Source organism: Streptomyces sp. NPDC002573 (assembly GCF_042889625.1).
In the GTDB taxonomy this organism is placed as follows: domain Bacteria; phylum Actinomycetota; class Actinomycetes; order Streptomycetales; family Streptomycetaceae; genus Streptomyces; species Streptomyces gibsoniae.
In genome coordinates, this window is record NZ_JBIARC010000016.1 from 1 (window position 1) to 22,011 (window position 22,011).

The 22,011-nt window shown below is 71.5% G+C and carries 16 protein-coding genes; 14 read left to right on the plus strand and 2 right to left on the minus strand.

The window, feature by feature from the left end:
- Positions 1–118: 118 nt before the first annotated feature.
- The 12 genes from ACFYX0_RS17215 (at position 119) to ACFYX0_RS17270 (ending at position 14,896) form a co-directional block, all read left to right on the plus strand.
- Positions 119–817, plus strand: a complete 699-nt coding sequence (locus ACFYX0_RS17215) for an SDR family oxidoreductase (protein WP_355904714.1) — start codon at positions 119–121, stop codon at positions 815–817.
- 90 nt (positions 818–907) lie between these two features.
- Positions 908–1,915, plus strand: a complete 1,008-nt coding sequence (locus ACFYX0_RS17220) for a methionine synthase (RefSeq protein WP_388971079.1) — start codon at positions 908–910, stop codon at positions 1,913–1,915.
- A 15-nt stretch (positions 1,916–1,930) separates the two neighbouring features.
- The gene (gene ligA / locus ACFYX0_RS17225; RefSeq protein WP_355904720.1) at positions 1,931–4,126 is read left to right on the plus strand and encodes an NAD-dependent DNA ligase LigA; all 2,196 of its coding nucleotides are present in this window, start codon (positions 1,931–1,933) and stop codon (positions 4,124–4,126) included.
- 225 nt (positions 4,127–4,351) lie between these two features.
- A complete protein-coding gene (locus ACFYX0_RS17230; protein WP_388971081.1) occupies positions 4,352–6,661 on the plus strand; it encodes an EAL domain-containing protein in 2,310 nt (769 codons plus the stop codon).
- 626 nt (positions 6,662–7,287) lie between these two features.
- The gene (gene gatC, locus ACFYX0_RS17235) at positions 7,288–7,584 is read left to right on the plus strand and encodes an Asp-tRNA(Asn)/Glu-tRNA(Gln) amidotransferase subunit GatC (RefSeq protein WP_006130840.1); all 297 of its coding nucleotides are present in this window, start codon (positions 7,288–7,290) and stop codon (positions 7,582–7,584) included.
- A 6-nt stretch (positions 7,585–7,590) separates the two neighbouring features.
- Positions 7,591–9,093, plus strand: a complete 1,503-nt coding sequence (gatA, locus tag ACFYX0_RS17240; protein ID WP_355904726.1) for an Asp-tRNA(Asn)/Glu-tRNA(Gln) amidotransferase subunit GatA — start codon at positions 7,591–7,593, stop codon at positions 9,091–9,093.
- Positions 9,090–9,332: a hypothetical protein gene (locus ACFYX0_RS17245; RefSeq protein WP_311695072.1), complete on the plus strand. Its 243-nt coding sequence runs from the start codon at positions 9,090–9,092 to the stop codon at positions 9,330–9,332. Before gatA ends, ACFYX0_RS17245 begins: the two co-directional genes overlap by 4 nt.
- Positions 9,333–9,347: 15 nt before the next feature.
- Positions 9,348–10,862, plus strand: a complete 1,515-nt coding sequence (gene gatB / locus ACFYX0_RS17250; RefSeq protein WP_388971083.1) for an Asp-tRNA(Asn)/Glu-tRNA(Gln) amidotransferase subunit GatB — start codon at positions 9,348–9,350, stop codon at positions 10,860–10,862.
- A 285-nt stretch (positions 10,863–11,147) separates the two neighbouring features.
- Positions 11,148–13,391, plus strand: coding sequence for an MMPL family transporter (locus tag ACFYX0_RS17255; protein ID WP_388971085.1), 2,244 nt, complete (start codon positions 11,148–11,150; stop codon positions 13,389–13,391).
- Positions 13,369–13,935 (plus strand): GNAT family N-acetyltransferase, encoded by a 567-nt coding sequence (locus ACFYX0_RS17260; RefSeq protein WP_388971087.1) that lies wholly within the window; start codon positions 13,369–13,371, stop codon positions 13,933–13,935. Before ACFYX0_RS17255 ends, ACFYX0_RS17260 begins: the two co-directional genes overlap by 23 nt.
- A 35-nt stretch (positions 13,936–13,970) precedes the next feature.
- Positions 13,971–14,528: a hypothetical protein gene (locus ACFYX0_RS17265; RefSeq protein WP_388971089.1), complete on the plus strand. Its 558-nt coding sequence runs from the start codon at positions 13,971–13,973 to the stop codon at positions 14,526–14,528.
- A gap of 179 nt (positions 14,529–14,707) precedes the next feature.
- Positions 14,708–14,896, plus strand: coding sequence for a DUF6191 domain-containing protein (locus tag ACFYX0_RS17270; RefSeq protein WP_355905183.1), 189 nt, complete (start codon positions 14,708–14,710; stop codon positions 14,894–14,896).
- Positions 14,897–14,917: 21 nt separating this feature from the next.
- Here ACFYX0_RS17270 and ACFYX0_RS17275 read toward each other — a convergent pair whose 3' ends face one another.
- Both ACFYX0_RS17275 and ACFYX0_RS17280 read right to left on the minus strand, forming a co-directional pair.
- Complete coding sequence (locus tag ACFYX0_RS17275; RefSeq protein WP_388971218.1) at positions 14,918–16,051, minus strand: PQQ-dependent sugar dehydrogenase; 1,134 nt, start codon at positions 16,049–16,051, stop codon at positions 14,918–14,920.
- 178 nt (positions 16,052–16,229) lie between these two features.
- A complete protein-coding gene (locus ACFYX0_RS17280) occupies positions 16,230–17,228 on the minus strand; it encodes an aldo/keto reductase (RefSeq protein WP_388971091.1) in 999 nt (332 codons plus the stop codon).
- 74 nt (positions 17,229–17,302) lie between these two features.
- On the opposite strand from ACFYX0_RS17280, the gene ACFYX0_RS17285 reads away from it, so the two are divergent.
- On the plus strand, positions 17,303–18,265 hold the full coding sequence (locus tag ACFYX0_RS17285) for a 2-hydroxyacid dehydrogenase (RefSeq protein WP_388971093.1): 963 nt from the start codon (positions 17,303–17,305) through the stop codon (positions 18,263–18,265).
- A 609-nt stretch (positions 18,266–18,874) separates the two neighbouring features.
- Complete coding sequence (locus tag ACFYX0_RS17290) at positions 18,875–21,856, plus strand: putative bifunctional diguanylate cyclase/phosphodiesterase (protein ID WP_388971095.1); 2,982 nt, start codon at positions 18,875–18,877, stop codon at positions 21,854–21,856.
- The last annotated feature ends 155 nt before the right edge of the window (positions 21,857–22,011 follow it).

Sequence of the window (22,011 nt, forward strand, 5' to 3'; positions counted from 1 at the left end):
GCACGGGCGGCACATGGACGATCAACCCAGCCACCGCATAGACCGAGGGGCCACCCGGCCCACGGCCGGGCAGCCCCTCAGCAAGATCTTCATGAGTCTTCTAGCCCCGGATGCGAGCATGGCGGGCATGGCAACTCATGTGATCACCGGGGCGGGTTCCGGCATCGGCGCGGCGGTGGCCCGCCGTCTCCACGCGCGCGGGGACGCTCTCGTGCTCCACGCGCGCGACGCGGGCAGGGCGAAGGAACTGACGGCCGAGTTCCCCGGGGCGACGACCCTGGTGGGCGACCTCGCCGACCCGGACAAGCTGTCCTGGGCGTTCTCGCACCAGTCCCTGCCGGACCGGGTGGACTCCCTGCTGCACATCGCGGGCGTGGTCGACCTCGGCCCGGTGGGCGAGCTGACCCCCAAGTCCTGGCGCCACCAGCTGAACGTCAACCTGATCGCCCCCGCGGAACTGACCCGTCACTTCCTGCCCCAGCTCCGCGCCGCGCGCGGCCACGTCGTGTTCGTGAACTCCGGCGCGGGCCTGAACGCGCATGCGGACTGGTCGGCGTACGCCGCCTCCAAGCACGGCCTGAAGGCCCTCGCGGACTCCCTGCGCCAGGAGGAGCACGGCAACGGCGTCCGGGTCACCTCGGTCTACCCCGGCCGCACGGCGACCCCGATGCAGGCCAAGGTCCACCAGCAGGAGGGCAAGCCGTACGACCCGTCCGGCTGGATCGACCCCGAGTCGGTGGCCACGGCCCTCGTGATGTGCCTGGATCTGCCGAGGGACGCGGAGGTCAACGACCTCACGGTGCGGCCGGGGGCGTAGCCGAACAGGACGGCGCCCCCGTCACCGGGCGCCCCTCGGCGACCCCGGCACCGGGGACGGCCGCACCGCCGGAGGGCCTACGCTGCACGGGTGAGTGAAGACAGCCAGTTCAGGTCCGGTGCCGCCACCGGGATCGGGTCCATGCCGGGCGGCGACGCCCGGGAGGCCGCCAAGACCGTCACGGGAAGTTTCGAGGACTTCCCCTTCCTCGCCGAGCTGCCCTCGCGGGGGCCCGGCGCGGACATGATCGGGCGGACCGCCGGGATGCTCGTCGACCTGTACGCGCGCGTGGAGCCCAGCGGCTGGCGGTTCGGGGACCGGCCCGGGCGGGACACCCGGCGGGCCCGCTCCTGGCTGGGCGAGGACCTGGACGCCCTGGAGGAGTTCACCCAGGACTACGAGGGACCGCTGAAGGTGCAGGCGGTGGGTCCCTGGACGCTCGCCGCCGCCCTGGAGCTGAGGAACGGCGAGGCCGCGCTCTCCGACCCCGGAGCCTGCCGCGACCTCGCCGGCTCCCTCACGGAGGGGCTCCGGCTCCACCTCGACGAGGTACGGCGCCGCATCCCGGGAGCCCGGCTCGTCCTCCAGCTCGACGAGCCCTCGCTCACCTCCGTCCTGCGCGGCCAGGTGAGGACCGCCAGCGGCTACCGGACCCACCGGGCCGTAGACCGGCAGGTCGTCGAGGCCACGCTGCGGGAGGTCGTCCAGGTGCATACGGACGGCCCGGTCGTCGTGCACTCGTGCGCACCGGACGTGCCCTTCGCCCTGCTGCGCCGGGCGGGCGCCGCCGCCGTCTCCTTCGACTTCTCGCTCCTCACCGAGCGTGACGACGAGGCGATCGGGGAGGCGGTGGAAGCGGGCACCCGGCTCTTCACCGGCGTCGTGCCGGGCATCGACGGCCCATTGTCGGACCCTGCCGGTAGCGTCATGGGTGTCAGGACGCTGTGGCGCAGGCTGGGGCTGCGTCCGGGGCTTCTCGCGGAGGCGGTCACGGTCACGCCGGCGTGCGGGCTCGCGGGCGCCTCTCCGGACTACGCCCGCCGGGCGCTCGCCCACTGCGTCCGGGCGGCGAGATCCCTCGCGGACAACCCAGAGTAACGGGAGGACCACACGGTGGCCGGCGACAAGCAAGCGGAGACGACGGTGCCCGCCGAGGCACGGGAGCAGCACGCGCAGCTCGCTGAGCAGATCGAGGAGCACCGCTTCCGGTACTACGTGAAGGACGCTCCCGTCGTCAGTGACGCGGAGTTCGACCGGCTCCTGCGCTCCCTGGAGGCGCTGGAGGAGGAGTACCCCGAGCTGCGCACCCCCGACTCGCCCACCCAGAAGGTCGCGGGGGCCTACGAGACGGAGTTCACGGCCGTCGAGCACCGCGAGCGCATGCTCTCCCTCGACAACGCCTTCGACGACGTGGAACTGGCCGCCTGGGCCGACCGCGTCGCCAAGGAGGTCGGCACCTCCGCGTACCACTTCCTGTGCGAGCTGAAGGTCGACGGCCTCGCGGTCAACCTGACCTATGAGCACGGCCGCCTGACCCGCGCGGCGACCCGCGGAGACGGCCGCATGGGCGAGGACATCACGCCGAACGTGCGGACGATCGCGGAGATCCCGGACCGCCTCCACGGCGACCGGGTGCCCGACCTCGTGGAGATCCGGGGCGAGGTCTTCTTCCCGATGGAGAAGTTCGAGGAGCTCAACGCCCGGCTGGTCGAGGGCGGCGACAAGCCCTTCGCCAACCCGCGCAACGCGGCGGCGGGTTCGCTGCGGCAGAAGGACCCGCGCGTCACGGCCACCCGCCCGCTGCACATGGTGGTGCACGGCATCGGCGCCCTCAGGGGCTTCGAGGACGGCCTGACCCGCCTCTCCGAGGCGTACGACCTGCTGCACACCTGGGGCCTGCCCACCGCCCGGCACAACAAGGTGGTCGACGACCTCGACGGCGTACGGGAGTTCATCGCGTACTACGGCGAGCACCGACACTCCGTGGAACACGAGATCGACGGGGTCGTCGTCAAGCTCGACGAGATCCCCCTCCAGGGGCGGCTGGGCTCCACCTCGCGCGCCCCGCGCTGGGCGATCGCGTACAAGTACGCGCCCGAGGAGGTCAACACCAAGCTCGTCAACATCCGCGTGGGCGTGGGCCGTACGGGCCGGGTCACCCCGTACGCGCAGGTCGAGCCGGTCACGGTCGCGGGCTCGGAGGTCGAGTTCGCCACCCTGCACAACCAGGACGTGGTCAAGGCCAAGGGCGTGCTCATCGGCGACACGGTGGTGCTGCGCAAGGCCGGTGACGTCATCCCGGAGATCCTCGGCCCGGTCGTCGACCTGCGGGACGGCACCGAGCGGGAGTTCGTGATGCCGGCCGAGTGCCCCGAGTGCGGGACGCCGCTGCGGCCCATGAAGGAGGGGGACGTCGACCTCCGCTGCCCGAACGCGCGGACCTGCCCGGCCCAGCTGCGGGAGCGGCTGTTCTATCTCGCCGGCCGCAAGGCGCTGGACATCGAGCACTTCGGCTATGTGGCCGCCGCGGCCCTCACCAAGCCGCTGGAGCCGGCGGAGCCCGCGCTGCGGGACGAGGGCGATCTGTTCGACCTCACCGTCGAGCGGTTGCTGCCCATCACGGCGTACGTCCTGGACCAGGACAGCGGTCTGCCCAAGCGCGACCCGAAGACCGGCGAGGAGAAGATCGCCACGGTCTTCGCCAACCAGCAGGGCGAGCCCAGGAAGAACGCGGTCGCGATGCTGGAGAACATCGCCGCCGCCAAGGAGCGCCCGCTCGCGCGCGTGCTGACCGGGCTGTCGATCCGTCATGTCGGCCCGGTCGCCGCCGAGGCGCTGGCCCGTGCCTTCCGCTCCGTCGACCGCATCGATCAGGCCACCGAGGAGGAGCTCCGGAACACGGACGGCGTGGGGGAGATCGTCGCGCGCTCCGTCAAGGAGTGGTTCGCCGAGGACTGGCACCGCGAGATCCTCCGCAAGTGGAAGGCCGCAGGTGTGCGGCTGGAGGAGGAGGGCTCGGGCGAGGACGAGGGCCCGCGTCCGCTGGAGGGGCTCACCGTCGTGGTCACCGGCACGCTGGAGCGGTTCACCCGTGACGGGGCCAAGGAGGCCCTGCAGAGCCGTGGAGCGAAAGTGACCGGTTCTGTCTCAAAGAAGACGTCTTTTGTGGTCGTCGGTGAGAACCCGGGATCGAAGTACGACAAGGCCATGCAATTGAAGGTCCCGGTGCTCAACGAGGACGGTTTCACGGTCCTGTTGGAACAGGGGCCGGAGGCGGCGGCGGAAGTGGCCCTTCCGACCGGGGAGTAGTGGTTGAAGGCCGCCCGTTCCGCGCATACCAGATGCATAGGGCGGCCGGGTCGTATTCGGGCAACCGCCGACGACCGCTGCCCGTGAAAGCCTTTTGCGGCCTACTGTTGAGATGTGCGCCTGCCGTGCCCGCACGCGTGGTGGGTCTCAGACGCGATGCCGTTGACGGGTCGTCGGGCAGCAGGCCGCGTGGCGTGGGCACCGCCGGCTGTGAGAGGGACGGGAATGGAACCGACCGAGAGCGCCACCTCGGACTCACGGCTGCGCCTGCGCCGGGTGTCCGGCGCCTGGCGGCTCTGCCGCCGCACCACGCGGGCACCGATACGCAGGAACGGGCCGGGCGCCGTGCCCGGCGTGCCACCCGCGGCGGGCCCCGTCCATGTCACCGGAGTGCCGCCGAGGAACCTCCCCGCCCTCCTCCCTGCCCAGGCCACCGCCCCCGGTGCCGTGCCGCTCCCCGCCGTGCCGTCCGGCCCGCCCGCTCCGGACGCCGGACGGCACGGGGTCCGGCTCGCGCTGCCCGCGGCGGTCGTGGCGGCGGCGGCGTGCGTCCTCGGCGCCGGTCTCCTCCGTGCGTTCGGCGGCCACCACGCGCTCTTCCCGTCCGGCACCGCCGGCTGGTCCCTGGCCGTGCTCACGGGCGTCATCGTCGGCCATCTGGTCGCCCTCGGCCGCGTCCGCTCCTGGGGCGGCACGGGCTCCGGCGCGGCCCTGACCCTCGCCGTCCTGCTGCTGTACGGCTGGGTGCCCGCCGGAATGGTCAGCCTCACCGTCGTCGTCCTGGTCGTGACGGCCCGGCTCGGCCGCTGGCGGCAGGGCGTGCTGCACGGCGCGGTCGACATCCTCGGCATCGGCGCCGCGGCGCTCGTCCTGGCCGTCTTCGGACGCGTCCCGACCGTCGAGGCGCCCTGGAATCCCCAGAGTTGGACCCCCTACACCGCGCCCCAGGTCGTCCTCGTCGCCGGCGCCTACCTCGCGGTGACCCGGCTGCTGCTGTGGTATCTCCACGCGGTGCGCGCCGGAAAGCTGCCCACGGTCGCCCGTTCCGCCCTCGTCCGGCAGGGACTCGTCGCCGTCGCCCTGCTCGGCATCGCCCCGCTGATCTGTGTCGTCGCCGTCACGCTTCCGATCCTGCTGCCCTTGTTCGCCGTCCCGCTCGTCGCTCTGGACTCCACCCTGTGGATAGCCCGGGCCCGCGCCGAGGAACAGCTGCGCGACCCGCTGACCGGCCTGCCCAACCGGCAGTGGCTGCTGGAGCGCACCTGGACGGCGCTCGACGACGCCGAGCGGATCGGCGCACGGGCCGCCCTGATGCTGATCGACCTCGATCGCTTCCGGTCGGTGAACGACACGCTCGGCCATCTCGCCGGCGACCGGCTGCTTCTCCAGATCGCCGAGCGGCTGCGGCTCGCGCTGCCGCGCGGGGCGGAGGCGGCGCGGCTCGGCGGGGACGAGTTCGCCGTGTTACTGCCCGTCGCGGACTCCACGACCTCCGCGTCGCGGGCGGCCCGCAATCTGGTCGCGGCGCTCAGCTCCCCGCTCGATCTCGACGGACTCACGCTGGTCCTGGAGGCCAGCGCGGGGGTCGCCGTCTTCCCCGAGCACGCACTCGACGCGGAGGGGCTGCTGCAGCGGGCGGACGTCGCGATGTACCAGGCGAAGCGGGACCGTACGGGGGTGGAGGTCTACGAGTCCAAGCGGGACTCGAACACCCCCGACCGGCTCGGACTGCTCGGTGATCTGCGACGCGCGCTGGACGCGCACGAGGTGGAGCTGCACTACCAGCCCAAGGTGCGCTTCGACGGGCAGGTCGCCGGGCTGGAGGCGCTCATGCGGTGGGTGCACCCCGAGCGCGGGAAGGTGCCGCCGGACGAGTTCATCGCGATCGCCGAGTCCTCCGGGCTGATGCCGCATCTGACGGAGTACGTACTGGAGACGGCGCTCGGGCAGGTGGCGCGCTGGCGGGCGCAGGGGCTGCGGGTCCCGGTGGCTGTGAACGTCTCGCCCCGCGATGTGCACACCCCCGGTTTCGCCGGCTCGGTGGCCGCGCGGCTGGCCCGGCACGGGGTGCCCGCGGGGGCGTTGCAGCTGGAGATCACGGAGCATGTGCTCCTGGAGGACCCGCAGCGGGCCGCCGACACGCTGGCCGCGCTGGCGGGGCACGGCGTGAAGATGTCGCTGGACGACTTCGGGACGGGGTACTCCTCGCTGGTCCATCTGCGGCGGCTGCCGGTGAGCGAGCTGAAGATCGACCGTTCGTTCGTGGCGCGGCTCGCGGTGGACGCGGAGGACGCGGAGATCGTGCGCTGCACGGTGGACCTGGCGCATTCGCTGGGACTGCTCGTCGTCGCGGAGGGGGTCGAGGACGACGAGACATGGGAGCGGTTGCGTGACCTGCGGTGCGACGCGGTCCAGGGCTGGCTGGTCGCGGCCGCGATGCCGCCGGAGGAGACGACGGCGTGGCTGCGCGCACGGGGCGCCCGCGGCTGGCAACGCCCGAGGGCCGCACTCCCGGCGGCGGCGACGGACGAGTAGCTCGGCCGCCGCCTTGACGACGTAGGGGCCGGGTTTGCGGAGGTCGGGGCGTATGGATAGGGCGTGCTCGGTCGTACGGACACCTGGACGGGCGGACACCCGGGTTCGCTGTTGACGAGGAGCTCGGGACCGACATTCGGCCTGCGCCCGCCGATCGGCTCGCGCCCGCCGAACACGCCCGACCGACGACCGTCCCGTACCCCGTCATCGGCCCGCGACCGGCAGCCGGCCTCCCGGCGGCGCCGGACGAGTGACCCGCCGCCCCGGCGCCGGAGGCTGGATGACACGCGGCCATCGCGGCCCACGGCCGCACGGGTCCACGCACACCTGGACGCGCGACCGGCGAGAGACTCGGGGCCGCCATCGCTCTGCGCCCGAGGAACACCCCGCGTCCGTTGTTCGGTCCGTGCTCGGCGGATGCCCCGCGCCCGCCGATCGCCCCGCCCCCGCCGAACAGCCCCCACCGACCCCCGTCCCGTGCCCCACCGACCCCCGTCCCGTGCCCCGCCCCCACCCCCCAACCACCCGCCGCCGCACCGGGCGCGGGCAAACCCATGCGCGGGCACCCGTGCTCGCGCCATAGGATTGGGCCCAAACCACACACACTCACCCCAGAGGATCGCTGCATGCCTGGCATCACGCGCGAGGAGGTCGCCCACCTCGCCCGGCTGGCGCGTCTGGAGCTGAAGCCCGAAGAGCTTGACCACTTCGCGGGCCAGCTCGACGACATCATCGGCGCGGTCGCCCGCGTCAGCGAGGTCGCCGACCAAGACGTACCGCCGACCTCCCACCCGCTGCCGCTGACCAATGTCATGCGCGCGGACGAGGTCCGTCCGTCGCTCACCCCCGAGCAGGCGCTGTCCGGCGCCCCTGCCCAGGAGCAGCAGCGTTTCAAGGTGCCGCAGATCCTGGGGGAGGAGTAGCCCGTCATGACGGACAAGAACAGCATCATCCGGCTCACCGCCGCCCAGACCGCGGAGAAGATCGCCTCCGGCGAGCTGACCGCCGTCGAGGTCACCGAGGCCCACCTCGCCCGTATCGAGGCCGTGGACGAGAAGGTGCACGCCTTCCTGCACGTCGACCGCGAGGGCGCGCTCGCGCAGGCCCGCGCCGTCGACGAGAAGCGGGAGCGGGGTGAGAAGCTCGGCCCGCTCGCCGGCGTGCCGCTCGCGCTCAAGGACATCTTCACCACCAAGGGCGTGCCCACCACCGTGGGGTCCAAGATCCTCGAGGGCTGGATCCCGCCGTACGACGCGACCCTGACCAGGAAGCTCAAGGAAGCCGACGTCGTCATCCTCGGCAAGACCAACATGGACGAGTTCGCCATGGGGTCCAGCACCGAGAACAGCGCCTACGGCCCCACCGGCAACCCCTGGGACCTCACCCGTATCCCGGGTGGCTCCGGCGGTGGGTCGAGCGCCGCGCTCGCCTCCTTCCAGGCCCCGCTCGCCATCGGCACGGACACCGGCGGCTCCATCCGCCAGCCCGCGTCCGTCACCGGCACGGTCGGCGTCAAGCCGACGTACGGCGGTGTCTCCCGCTACGGCATGGTCGCCTTCTCCAGCTCCCTCGACCAGGGCGGCCCCTGCGCCCGTACGGTCCTGGACGCCGCTCTTCTGCACGAGGTCATCGGCGGCCACGACCCGCTGGACTCGACCTCCATCGACGCCCCGGTCCCGCCGGTCGTCGAGGCCGCGCGCAACGGCAGCGTGGCGGGCATGCGCATCGGCGTCGTCAAGCAGTTCCGCGGCGAGGGCTACCAGGCCGGTGTCGTGCAGCGCTTCGACGAGGCCGTCGCCCTGCTCAAGGAGCTGGGTGCCGAGATCGTCGAGCTGGACTGCCCGTCCTTCGACCTGGCGCTGGCCGCGTACTACCTGATCGCCCCGAGCGAGTGCTCCAGCAACCTCGCCCGCTTCGACGGTCTGCGCTACGGCGCGCGCGTCGGCGACGACGGCACGCACTCGGCCGAGGAGGTCACCTCGCTCACCCGTGAGGCGGGCTTCGGCGCCGAGGTCAAGCGCCGCATCATGCTCGGCACGTACGCCCTGAGCTCCGGCTACTACGACGCGTACTACGGCTCCGCCCAGAAGGTCCGCACGCTCATCACCCGCGACTTCGAGAAGTCGTTCGAGCAGGTGGATGTGATCGTCTCGCCGACGACCCCCACCACCGCCTTCCCGATCGGCGAGCGCGCCGACGACCCGATGGCGATGTACCTGGCGGACCTTTGCACCATCCCGGTCAACCTGGCCGGCAACGCCGCCATGTCGCTGCCCTGCGGTCTTGCTCCGGAGGACAACCTTCCGGTCGGACTGCAGATCATCGCGCCGGCGCTCAAGGACGACCGGCTCTACAAGGTAGGCGCCGCCGTCGAGGCCGCCTTCGTGGAAAAGTGGGGGCACCCGCTTCTCGAGGAGGCTCCGTCGCTGTGAGTAAGGCACTGTCCAAGGCCAAGGGCTTCAAGCAGTCCAAGTCCGGTATGTACCTGTCCATGGCCACCACCGCGTTCGGCGCGATCGGTGTCGCGAAGCAGGCCAAGAAGGCCCGCCTCGAGAACGACACGCTGCGCCTGATCGACGCGGCCGTGTCCGCCGCCGCCATCGTCACCGGCCTCGCGATCCTCTACCGCGAGCTGAAGCGGCTGGGCGACGACGACGTCCTGCTGGGCTGAGAGGGAAGTTTCACCGTGACCACCACGACCGACCTGGTGCCGTACGAGGACGCGCTGGCGTCGTACGACCCCGTCATGGGCCTCGAGGTCCATGTCGAACTCGGCACCAAGACCAAGATGTTCTGCGGCTGCTCCACGGCGCTCGGCGCCGAGCCGAACGCGCAGACCTGCCCCACCTGCCTCGGCCTGCCCGGCGCGCTCCCCGTCGTCAACTCGATCGGCGTGGAGTCCGCGATCCGGATCGGTCTCGCGCTGAACTGCGAGATCGCCGAGTGGTGCCGCTTCGCCCGGAAGAACTACTTCTATCCGGACATGCCGAAGAACTTCCAGACCTCTCAGTACGACGAGCCGATCGCCTTCAACGGCTATCTCGACGTACAGCTGGAGGACGGCGAGACCTTCCGCGTGGAGATCGAGCGCGCCCACATGGAGGAGGACACCGGCAAGTCGACGCACGTCGGCGGTGCCACCGGCCGCATCCACGGCGCCGACCACTCCCTCCTGGACTACAACCGCGCCGGCATCCCGCTGATCGAGATCGTCACCAAGCCGATCGTCGGCGCGGGCGAGCGTGCGCCCGAGGTGGCGAAGGCGTACGTCCGCGAGCTGCGCGAGCTGATCCGGGCGCTCGGCGTCTCCGAGGCCCGGATGGAGATGGGCCAGATGCGCTGTGACGTGAACCTGTCGCTGATGCCGAAGGGCTCCGAGAAGTTCGGCACCCGCTCGGAGACGAAGAACGTCAACTCGCTGCGCTCGGTCGAGCGCGCGGCCCGCTACGAGGTCCAGCGGCACGCCGCCGTCCTCGACAGCGGCGCCAAGGTGATCCAGGAGACCCGCCACTTCCACGAGGACACCGGCTCGACGACCTCGGGCCGCACCAAGGAGGAGGCGGAGGACTACCGGTACTTCCCCGAGCCGGACCTGGTGCCCGTCGCGCCCTCGCGCGAGTGGGTCGAGGAACTGCGCGCGACGCTGCCGGAGCTGCCCCTCGTGCGCCGCACCCGGCTGCTGGAGGAGTGGGGGATCTCCGCCACCGACATGCAGGCGATCCTCAACGCGGGCGCCCTGGACCTGATCGTCGCCACCATCGAGGCGGGCGCCGACGCGGCCTCCGCCCGCAAGTGGTGGATGGGCGAGCTGGCCCGCCATGCGAACGAGTCCGGCAAGGCCCTGGACGACGTGTCGATCACGCCGGAGCAGGTCGCCCGGGTCACCGAGCTGGTCGCCGCCGGCGACCTGAACGACAAGCTGGCCCGCCAGGTCATCGAGGGCGTTCTCGCGGGCGGGGGCACCCCGGACGAGGTCGTCGAGAAGCGCGGTCTGAAGGTCGTCTCCGACGAGGGCGCGCTGACCACGGCAGTCGAGGAGGCCATCGCCGGCAACCCCGGCGTCGCGGACAAGATCCGCGGTGGCAAGGTGGCCGCGGCCGGCGCCCTGGTCGGCGCCGTCATGAAGGCCACCCGCGGCCAGGCCGACGCGGCTCGCGTCAAGGAGCTGATCCTGGAGAAGCTCGGCGTCAGCGAGGGCTGAGCATCACCGCGAAAACACCCGAAGGGGCGGTATATCGAAGCGATATACCGCCCCTTTTATTTGTTTATTTTGTTTAACGAAAATCTTATTTCGGGCGACAGTGTCACGGGAAATGATTGTGAATTGGATCGCAGTCCTGTGACTAACCCCACGGAAGCGGCAAACGATCTCTTCTGGCTGCGACAGTGTTGGGGATTGCTCATACGTTCTTTGCGGGTTGTTCAGTTCCACATGCGGCTGTTCCCGGTCAAAGATCAACGAAATCAATCCTCAGGGAGCACGTTCGTGGCAGCCCTTGCCCGCTGGTGTGTACGCCATCGCCTCGTCACCGTTCTGCTTTGGCTCATCGCCTTCGCCGGTGTCACGGCCGGTGCAACCGTCGCGGGTTCTGCGTACTCGAACCACTACGACGCTCCCGGCACCGAGGCCGGCCGCGCCACCCAGATGCTCCAGCACGGCTTCCCCGGCCTCGGCGGCGACAGCGACAGCGTCGTCTGGCGCAGCACCGGCCCCGGCGGAGTGCGCTCCGCCGACGTCGAGCAGACGATGACCCGCACCCTGGACCGCATCTCGACCCTGCCGGGCATCGCCTCCGTCACCAACCCCTACGAGGGCAGCCACAGCGCCCAGATCAGCGGGGACAGCCGCACCGCGTACGCCACGATCACCTTCGACCAGCCGAGCGAGAACATCGGCAAGGGCCAGGCCAAGGCCGTCGTCGACACCGCCAAAGCCGCCGAGAACGGCGGTCTGAAGGTGGAACTGGGCGGCAGCGCCGTCGCGCTCACCCAGCCGAAGAGCGGGCATGTCGCCGAGGCCGTCGGCGTCGGTGTGGCCGCCGTGGTCCTCTTCCTGGCCTTCGGCTCGCTCGCCGCATCCCTGCTGCCCATCGCCACCGCGCTGATCGGCGTCGGCACCGCCTACTCGGGCATCGGCCTGCTCGGCCACGCCATGACCGTCGCCGACTTCGCGCCCATGCTCGGCCTGCTGATCGGGCTCGGCGTCGGCATCGACTACGCGCTGTTCATCGTCACCCGGCACCGCAAGTCGCTGAAGCGGGGCACCTCGGTCGAGGAGGCCGCCGTCGGCGCCGTCTCCACCACCGGACGGGCCGTCGTGTTCGCGGGCGCCACCGTGTGCATCGCGCTGCTCGGCATGCTGATCCTGCGGCTCAGCTTCCTCAACGGTGTCGCGTTCGCCGCGTGCCTGACCGTCCTGCTCACCGTCGCGGCCTCCGTGACCCTGCTGCCCGCCCTGCTGTCCTTCATCGGGCCGCGCGCCCTGAGCAGGCGCGAGCGGCGCAGGCTGTACGAGCACGGTCCCGAACCGGAGGTGCCGACCGGTCTGGCCGCCCGCTGGTCCGCGTTCGTCGAGCGGCACCCCAAGAAGCTCGGCGTGCTCGCGCTGGCCGTGATGGCCCTGCTCGCGCTGCCCACCCTCTCCCTGCACCTCGGCACCTCCGACCAGGGCAACGACGCGAGGTCGTCGACCACCCGGCAGGCGTACGACATGCTCGCCGACGGCTTCGGACCGGGCGTCAACGGCCCGCTGACCCTGGTCACCCATGTCAACGGCGCCGAGGACAAGCTGGCGCTCGACAACCTCAACGGCACCCTCGCGGCCACCAAGGGCGTGGCCTCGGTCACCCCGGTGACGTACAACAGCGGCGGCGACACCGCCTATCTCACCGTCGTGCCGCAGTCCTCCCCGCAGTCCCAGCAGACCACCGACCTGGTGCACAGGCTGCGCGCGGAGGTGCTGCCGCGCGCCGAGCAGGGCACCACGCTGGATCTGTCCGTGGGCGGTGTGACGGCGGCCTACGACGACTTCGCGGGCGTGATCGTCGGCAAGCTGCCGCTGTTCGTGGGCGTGGTGATCAGCCTGGGCTGTGTGCTGCTGCTGCTCGCCTTCCGGTCCTTCGGCATTCCGCTGAAGGCCGCCGCGATGAACCTCGCCGCCGTCGCCTCCGCGTTCGGCGTGGTCGTCGCGATCTTCCAGTGGGGCTGGGGCAGCGAGTTCCTGGGCCTCGGCCGGGCCGGCCCGATCGAGCCCTTCCTCCCTGTGATCATGGTGTCGGTGCTCTTCGGCCTCTCCATGGACTACCAGGTGTTCCTGGTCAGCCGGATGTACGAGGAGTGGCTGGAGACCGGAGACAACCGGCGGGCCGTACGCGTCGGCCTCGCCGAGACCAGCCGGGTGATCAACTCGGCGGCCGTCATCATGATCTCCGTCTTCCTCGCCTTCGTCGCCGCCGGTGACCGGGTGATCGCCATGTTCGGCATCGGACTGGCAGTGGCCGTCGCCCTCGACGCGTTCGTCCTGCGCACCCTTCTCGTCCCCGCCCTGATGCATCTGCTCGGCGGTGCCAACTGGTGGATGCCGTGCTGGCTGAACCGCCGGCTGCCGCGCATCTGCATCGAGCCGCCGCACTGCCGTGCAACGATGCCGGGGCAGCGCATCGATGCGGACGCGCTGGTGGACGAACTGGTGAAGGAGCGGCAGCCGGATGTACGCGATATCCCTGGGTGACGACGGGGCCGAACTACGACCGCTGGAGCCGTGGCACGCCGAGGAGTTCCTGGCCCATCTGGACCGCGGGCGCGAGTTCGTCAACCAGCACATCCCGTTCGGGGTGAACGCCACGGACGCCGCCTCGGCCCGGGCCCTCCTGCGGTCGTACGCCGACAAACGCGCCGCCGACAGCGGCAGCCTGCACGGGCTGTGGCTGGACGGGAAGCTGGTCGGGGGGCTGCTGTTCCGGGTCTTCGACGCCGTCGGCGGCACCTGCGAGGTCGGCTGCTGGCTGGAGCCCGCCGCCACCGGACGGGGGCTCGTCACCCGTGGCATGCGGGTGCTCATCGATTGGGCGATTGACGAGCGGGGGATCCACCGTGTGGAGTGGTGCGCGTCGTCCGCCAACACACCGAGCGTCAACGTGGCGCGACGGCTGGGCATGAGCAGGGACGGCGTACTGCGCGAGAGCTACCTGTACCGCGGTGTGCGCCAGGACACCGAGGTGTGGTCGGTGCTCGCGCCCGAGTGGCGGGCGGCACGGGCCCGTGACGATCATTAAGAGACCTCTCAGACAGCGTCCGTACGGTGCGAGGCATGGGAACGAAGACAGCTGACGAGGCCGGGGCCGAGACGGGCGCCCAGGCGACCAACGACGAGCAGAACGTGCAGCCCATCGAGGGCGAGGAGGCGGCCGGGAAGGTCCGGGAGGAGGACCTCCCCGAGGAGGCGGCCTCCGAGGAGACGGCGCCCGAGGGGCCGTCCGGGGTCGGGCAGGGGGCGGGCGCGGTCGTCGCGGCCGGACTCGGCATCGTCTCCCTCACCGGCAGCTGGGTCTCCACGGTGGCCTCCGCGCGGGAGACCCTGGTGGGCCAGCTGCAGACCTCGTCGCAGGCGAGCGTCTCCAAGCAGATCAAAGAGGTGTACGGCGACGCCTGGCACGCCACCGCGCTCTGGGGCGGCCTGTTCGCGCTGGCCGCGCTGATCGCCGGCGTCGTCGTGCTGGCCCGCCCGGCGTTCGGGGCGCCCGGGAAGCCGCAGGCTCCGTGGGTCAAGTCGGTCGCCTGGGGCGGTGTCGCCCTGGGGATCATCGGGCTGTTCCTGGCCGTCCTCAAGTACACCGACATCCTGCTCGGACTCCCGTCCGCGAGCTGAGCCGACGCGCCTTGTGCCAGGGGCCCCGGGCCTTCCACCGCATCCACGCGGTTCATGGAAGCCCCGGGGTCCCTTCGCATGTCCAGGGGGTCGCGCCCGGACGGAGACAAGGGTCATCCTGGACCGCGGGCCGAGCATCCGCCCCGGAGCGCCGGGTACCAGGAGGCACTGTGTTCAACATGTTCGAGGAACTGTTCGCACCGGGCCGTAAGCACACCCATGACGAGAACCGGCGCCTGGAACTGACCCGGCTCGACGTGACGGACGGCGACCCGGGAAGGGGCCCGATCGACCTGGCCTCGGGCAAGGTGGTCATACGGGTCCCGGGGCAGGCCCCCGCGGACGATCCGGAGACCCGCACGGCCTGAAGGGGGACGCGGGGGCGCCCCCTACTTCACCTCGATCTCCATGATCCGGTCGTCGGTCTTCGCGGGCTCGCCCCGCCCGTCCGTGTTGCTCGTCGTCAGCCACAGCCTGTTGCCGCCGGCCGCCACCACGGTCCGCAGCCGGCCGTAGGCGCCGATCAGGAACGCCTGCGGGGGTGCCGACGTCTCGGTTCCGCGCAGCGGCACCCGCCACAGCCGCTGCCCGCGCAGGCCCGCCATCCACAGCGAGCCCTCGGCGTAGGCGAGGCCGCTGGGGGAGGCCAGGTCGGTGTGCCACTGGGCGAGCGGGCCGTGGAATCTGGGGTCGGCCGACTTCCCCTCGGTGATCGGCCAGCCGCCGTTGTCGCCCGGTCTGATCGCGTTCACCTCGTCCCAGGTGTCCTGGCCGAACTCCGAGGCGAACAGGCGCTGCTTGTCGTCCCAGGCCAGGCCCTGGACGTTGCGGTGGCCCAGGGAGTAGACCGCCGAGTTCCCGAAGGGATTGCCGGGGGCGGGCTCGCCGTCCGGCGTCATCCGCAGGATCTTGCCGCCCAGGGAGGCCCGGTCCTGTGCCAGACCCCGGTCGCCGGACTCGCCCGTGCCCGCATACAGCATGCCGTCCGGGCCGAACGCGATCCTGCCGCCGTTGTGGATCATGCCCTTCGGGATGCCCTTGAAGACCGTGTCCGGCGCGCCCAGCTGCTCACCGGCCGGCTTCCGCGGGTCGTACAGCATGCGCACGATGCGGTTGTCGGAGTCGGTCGTCAGACAGGCGTAGACCAGGTGGTCCGAGGCGTAGCCGGGGGAGAGGGCGATGCCCAGCAGGCCGCCCTCGCCGGCGGCCGAGACCCCGGGCACCGTGCCCAGCTCGGTCTTCTTGCCGGTCTTCTCGTCGATCCGCGTGATCGTCCCGTCGTCCCGGGAGGAGACCAGCAGCGCGCCGTCGGGCAACGGGGCCAGGCCCCAGGGGGTCTTGAGGTGGTCGGCGACCGTCCGCACCACACGGACCGATCCCCTCGCGGGCGGTGCGTGCTCGCCCGTCTGCCCGGGGGCCGACGCCCCCGGTGCCGTACCGCTCGACGAGGGGGTGCTGCCGGGCGTGTTCCCGGAGCCGGCGGCGCAACCCGCCGCCAGCACAAGTGCGGCCACGGCCGACACGGTCGGCACAGCTCGACGTCGCACGATCCAGGTCCCTTCGGCGCGGGGGTTCTTCCCTACCTACGTGGCGCGACCCCCTGGTGTTCCGCGGGCGAGGGAGAATCCACCGATCGGGTCAGTCCCACGAGTGCCGTCTGCCGTCTGTCGTCTGCCGTCTGTCGTCTCCCCACCCGGCCGCTCAGTCCCACGACCTCTGCGCCGCCGGCAGGTCCGCGAGCTCCGCCAGATCCTGCGGGGTCAGCCGCAGACCGGGCGCGCCCGCGTTCTCCGCGACCCAGCGCTCCTGTTTCGCGCCCGGCACCGGGACCACGTGCCTGCCCTGTGCCAGCACCCAGGCCAGGGCCACCTGAGCGGGCGTGACCTCTTCACCGTGGCGGCGCGCCACCCGCCGCAGACCGGCCACGATCGGCTGGTTGGCCGCCATCACCTCGGCGGTGAACCGAGGGTGACGAGCCCTCAGGTCGTCCGGCTCGAAGCCCTCGCCCGGCGTCAGCGTGCCGGTCAGGAAACCGTTGCCGAGCGGCATCGCCGCGAGAAAGCCGACCCCGCGCGCCGTGCACCAGGGCACCAGGGCGTCCAGGGACTCCGCCGACCACACCGACAGCTCGGCCTCCACCGCGCTCACCGGGAACACCTGCTGCACCCGCTCCAGCTGCCGGAGCGTGGCGTCGTACAGCCGAGCCCCGGTCCGCCGCCCGCCCCGCACCCCCACCGCGCACAGTCCGAGCGCGCGTACCTTGCCCGCCCGCACCAGCTCCGCCATGGCGCCCCAGGTCTCCTCGATCGGTACCTCGGGGTCCGAACGGTGCAGCTGGTACAGGTCGATGACGTCCGTCTGCAGCCGCCGCAGCGAGGCGTCGCAGGCCCGTCTCACATAGCCGGGGCGCCCGTTGGCCACGATGTGCTGCTCGCCCACCAGCAGGCCGACCTTGGTCGACACGAACGCCTCGGCACGCCGCTCCTTGAGCGCCCGGCCCACCAGCAGCTCATTGGTGAACGGCCCGTACATGTCGGCGGTGTCGAGCAGGGTGACCCCCAGATCCAGCGCCCGGTGCACCGTTCGCAGCGACTCGTCGCCCCGCTGACGCGAACCCGAGTACGCCCAGCTCATGGGCATGCACCCGAGTCCGACGGCCCCCACATCGAGCGTTGCCGCGCCGATCGTCCTGCGCTCCACCTGGCCGTGCCCTCCCTTTCCTGGCTCCCCAAACTAACCAATGCGGTACGGGATCCTTCGCTTAGCCTCCTGACATGACTGACGATGTATGGCTTCCGTTCCGCGCCGAGGAGATCGGCGACCTCCCCGAGGGCCTGCGATACCGGTACTGGGACGGCGGCCGGGAGTTTCCCGCGGATCCCGCCGACTGCGTGTTCTACGTGGTGCCCTACATGAAGGGCAGTGAGATCGCGGTGCGCCCGATGGCCGCCCTGACGTCCGTCCGGGTCGTGCAGACGCTCTCCGCCGGAGTGGACAATGTCGAACCGGGCCTGCACCTGCTGCCCGAGGGGGTGCAGTTGTGCAATGCGCGCGGGGTGCACGACGCCAGCACCGCCGAACTCGCGCTGACCCTCATCCTCGCCTCGCTGCGCGGCATCCCCGACTTCGTCCGAGGGCAGGACCGCGAGGAGTGGCGCTCCGGCTTCCGTCCCGCGCTCGCCGACAAGTCCGTGCTCATCGTCGGATACGGATCCGTGGGCGCCGCCATCGAGGACCGGCTCACTCCGTTCGAGCTCGCGCGGGTGGCGCGCGTCGCGCGCCGAGAACGCGAGTCGGCGCGCGGCCTCGTGCATCCCCTCTCCCGATTGCCGGAACTCCTTCCCGACGCCGATGTGGTGGTGCTGGTCACGCCCCTCACGGAGGAGACGAAAGGCCTGGTCGACGGGGACTTCCTGGCCCGGATGAAGGACGGGGCGCTGCTCGTCAACGTCGCGCGGGGCGGCGTCGTCGACACCGGGGCGCTGCTGGCGGAGCTGGAGAAGGGTCGCATCACGGCCGCCCTCGACGTCACAGACCCCGAGCCGCTGCCCGCGGGCCATCCTCTGTGGCATGCGCCGGGCGTGCTGATCAGTCCTCATGTCGGCGGTCCCACCTCGGCGTTCTGGCCCCGCGCCAGACGTCTGCTGATCGCTCAGCTGAACCGTTTCGCGCAGGGGGAACCGATGGCGAACGTGATGCTGACGACCGGTGACGCACCGGGGGTGCGCCAGGGCTGAACGGGCGCCGGCGACCGGTGGGGGACGGCCCCGCCGACGTATGTTTCAAGCCAGTCCCACCGCCCGTGCGCGGGCCTTCCACCGGGGCGCACCACCGGCGCGCGTGCCGCTCCCCGTTAGCTCCCCGTCCGCTTCCAGTACGCTCCGCAGTCCCTCGTGCGCAGTAAGTACGCACATCCTCGCTGGTCGTCACTGAGCGTAGAGAAGCTATGTCCCTGAGTGACGAGACTGGTGTATCGTCCCCGACAGGGGCTGCGCCGTGCACCGTTCGGCGCCGGGGAAGGAACTTTCAGACATGCGAGGGGGGCGACGGGCGATGCACGGCCTATGGACGAACGATCCGACGCGGCGGGGTCGCGGGCTGCGACCCTGGCGAGCGGCCACGCGCAGACGCGGCCACTGCGGGCACGGTGGTCACGTCGGCCACAGCGGCCAGAGCAGTCACGGCGGTCATCCTCCCCACCACCGCCGGCCCAGCGGCCGCAAGAGGCATGCGCACCCGGCGCACCGGGACCGGCAGGACCCGGCGGCGCCCCGGACCGGGAGGATCCGGTGAGCTCCCCCGGAGCACTGCCGGCCCGCTGTCCGGCCCCGGGAGGCCGGACGCGCATGGTCTCGCAACTGGTCCTGGCCCTGGTGTGCGCGGGATACGCCGTCGGTTCCGCGCTCGACTGGGGCTGCCGGAGCGTCGCGCTCGTCATGGGTGACTTCGGGCTGAGCGTCGCGGCGGGCACCGCCTCGGTCTCCTGTTTCGTCTACGCGCGCCGCAGCCGCAGCCGCTTTCGACCCGCGTGGCTGCTGTTCGCGCTCTCCTCGGCCATGGCCGCGCTGGGCAACGGCGTCTGGGGCTGGTACGAGGTCGTCCTCGACCGCCCCGTCCCCTCGCCCAGCTGCGCCGACTTCTTCTTCCTCTGCTTCGCTCCTCCCGCCATCGTAGGACTGCTCGTGCTCGCCAAAAGGCCCGTCACCAAGGCGGGTTGGGTATGCCTCGCGCTGGACGCGTGGCTCATCGGCGGCTCGCTGCTCACCCTGTCGTGGAGCCTCGCGCTCGCCCAGGCGGCGAAGTTCGACGGCCCGAGCGTCGCGCACACCGCCCTGTCGCTCGCGTACCCCCTGCTGGACATCGCCCTGATCAGCATGGTGGTCGCCCTGCACTTCCGGCGCTCGGCGGTCAACCGGTCGGCGGTCAACACCGCCATCGGCGCGCTCGCCCTGACCGTGATGTGCGACGCCCTGTTCACCTCGCCGCTGCTGCACAACAGCTACCACTCGGGCCAGTTGCTCGACGCCGGCTGGTTCTCCGGCTCGCTGCTCCTCGCGTACGCCCCGTGGGTCGGCGTCCGGCGGGGACTGCCGCGCGACCACGCCCACGCGCGCGTGGTGCACGAACACGTACCGGGCCGGCGACAGCCGGAGCCCGGGCGCGGGGACCGGCGGCAAGGGCCCGCGCCCGTGCTCCCGCAGCAGACGGGCCGCGCGCAGACCCGGCCGCCGGGCCAGGACCGGTACCCGGCCGGCGTCCCCCAGGGATCCGATCGCGGCCGCTACCCCGCCGCCCGCCCGATCTCCGGATCGCTGGCCGCGCTCACGCCCTATCTGGCCGCCGGCGTCTGCACTCTGGGGATCCTCTACAACGTCCTCAACGGCCACAGCGTCGACCACGTGGTGCTCATCACCGCGGGAGCTGTGGTGCTCGCGCTAGTCGTCCGCCAGGGCATCATGCTGCTCGACAACATCACCCTCACCCAGGAACTCGCGCAGCAGGAGAACCACTTCCGCTCGCTGGTGCAGGGCTCCAGCGACGTCATCATGATCGCCGCACCCACCGGCATCCTCAGGTATGTCTCCCCGGCCGCCGCGGGCGTCTACGGCCGCCCCGCCGAAGACCTGGTCGGAACCGAGCTCGCCGCGCTCATCCACCCGGAGGACCTGGGCTGTGTGGTGCACGAGGTGCGCCGCTTCCTCGCCGCCAGCCATCTGGAGGAACCCACCACCCGCATCGAGTGCCGCTTCCGGTCCGGCTACGGCGGCTGGCTCAACGTCGAGTCCACCGTCAACCGCCACGAGGGCGGCCTGATCTTCAACAGCCGGGACGTGACGGAACGGGTGCGTCTTCAGGCACAGCTGCAGCACAACGCCGAGCACGACCCGCTCACCGACCTGCCCAACCGCTCCCTGTTCACCAAGCGCGTCCAGCAGGCGCTGTCCGGCCGCCGCGCCTCCGACCGGGGCCCCGCGCTGCGGAACACCGCGGTCCTCTTCATCGACCTCGACGGCTTCAAGGCGGTCAACGACACCATCGGGCACCAGGCCGGGGACGAGCTGCTGGTCCAGGCCGCCCGCAGACTCCAGGACTCCGTACGGCAGGGGGACACCGCCTCCCGCCTCGGCGGCGACGAGTTCGCGGCCCTCATCGTCGGCGACGGCACCCGCGACCGCACCGCCCACGAGAGGCACATCCTGGAGCTCGCGGACCGGCTGCGGGTGACCCTCTCGCAGCCGTACGACATCGACGGCAACGATGTCCGGGTGGCCGCGTCCATCGGGGTGGCCTTCGCGGAGCCGGGCCTTGGCGCGGGCGAGCTGCTGCGCAACGCCGACCTGGCGATGTACCGGGCCAAGGCCGCGGGCAAGGGCCGCGTCGAGCTGTACGCGCCCCAGATGCAGCAGGACGTCGTACGGAAGACCGAGCTGGCCACCCGGCTGCGGGCCGCGCTGCACGACGGCGAGTTCACCCTGCTGCACCAGCCCGTCGTCTCACTGGAGGACGGCCGGATCACCTCCGTCAGCGCCCAGGCGCGCTGGCGCTCCTCCCAGGGCGTGCTCTTCACCCCCTCGGAGTTCCTGCGGGTCTCCGAGGACAGCGACAAGGCCGCCGAGCTGGGCCGCTGGCTGCTGGAGGAGGCCGTGGAGCAGGCCGCCGAACGCACCGCGACCGGGCTCGCGGTGCCCGTCGTCGTACGGATGAGCGCCCGCCGTCTGCTCGACCGCTCGCTGCCCCTCGGCTCCGTGGAGGCCCTGCTCACCCGGCACGGCCTGGTCTCGGGCGCGCTGATCATCGAGCTGTCCGACATCGACCCGAGGGTCGCCCTGGACGAACTGGAGCGCAGACTCGGCGCACTTCGCAGAATCGGCGTCCGGGTCGCCCTGGACGGCCTGGGCAGCGGCTACGCGGCCATCACGGCGCTGCGCCGGCTCCCCGTCGACGTACTGAAGCTCGACCGGGGCCTGGTCGAGGGGGTCGTGGAGTCCGCGCGACTGCACAAGATCACCAGCGGGCTGCTGCGCATCGCCACGGACCTCGGTCTGCAGTCGGTCGCCGACGGAGTGGACCTGCCCGAACAGGTCGTCGCCCTGCGTGCCATGGGGTGTACGCACGGGCAGGGCATGGCATTCTCGGGACCGCTGGACGAGTACCGGCTGCGCCGGGCGCTCACGTCCGGCCACTGCGCCGTGCCGCACGGCACGGTGCAGCCGACCCCGGCGTTCGCGGTCGGTGGAGCCGCGCTGTTCACCAGCGGTGTGCCTGCGGTTTTGGGCGGTGGAAGCGCCCTACGCTCACATAATGAGACTCCCGTCCCACCCACTTGACAGTGATGGCGTGCCGGGGGGAGGGTCAGTGCCATGCGCACCCGAATTCTCGTACTTGGACAGCGCGTCGGCTGAGCTGGGACCCACCGGAAATGAACCGGAACCCCAGCGACCACTCCCGGCGCGCTCCCCTCGCTTGCCTACCGGCACGAGGG

Excerpts from the sequence above, each read along its gene's own strand:
- ACFYX0_RS17230 (WP_388971081.1), top strand. The coding sequence starts at position 4,352 with ATGGAACCGACCGAGAGCGCCACCTCGGACTCACGGCTGCGCCTGCGC.
- gatC (WP_006130840.1), top strand. The coding sequence starts at position 7,288 with ATGCCTGGCATCACGCGCGAGGAGGTCGCCCACCTCGCCCGGCTGGCG.
- ACFYX0_RS17265 (WP_388971089.1), top strand. The coding sequence starts at position 13,971 with ATGGGAACGAAGACAGCTGACGAGGCCGGGGCCGAGACGGGCGCCCAG.
- gatA (WP_355904726.1), top strand. The coding sequence starts at position 7,591 with ATGACGGACAAGAACAGCATCATCCGGCTCACCGCCGCCCAGACCGCG.
- ACFYX0_RS17215 (WP_355904714.1), top strand. The coding sequence starts at position 119 with ATGGCGGGCATGGCAACTCATGTGATCACCGGGGCGGGTTCCGGCATC.
- ACFYX0_RS17260 (WP_388971087.1), top strand. The coding sequence starts at position 13,369 with ATGTACGCGATATCCCTGGGTGACGACGGGGCCGAACTACGACCGCTG.
- ACFYX0_RS17290 (WP_388971095.1), top strand. The coding sequence starts at position 18,875 with ATGGTCTCGCAACTGGTCCTGGCCCTGGTGTGCGCGGGATACGCCGTC.
- ACFYX0_RS17285 (WP_388971093.1), top strand. The coding sequence starts at position 17,303 with ATGACTGACGATGTATGGCTTCCGTTCCGCGCCGAGGAGATCGGCGAC.
- ACFYX0_RS17270 (WP_355905183.1), top strand. The coding sequence starts at position 14,708 with ATGTTCGAGGAACTGTTCGCACCGGGCCGTAAGCACACCCATGACGAG.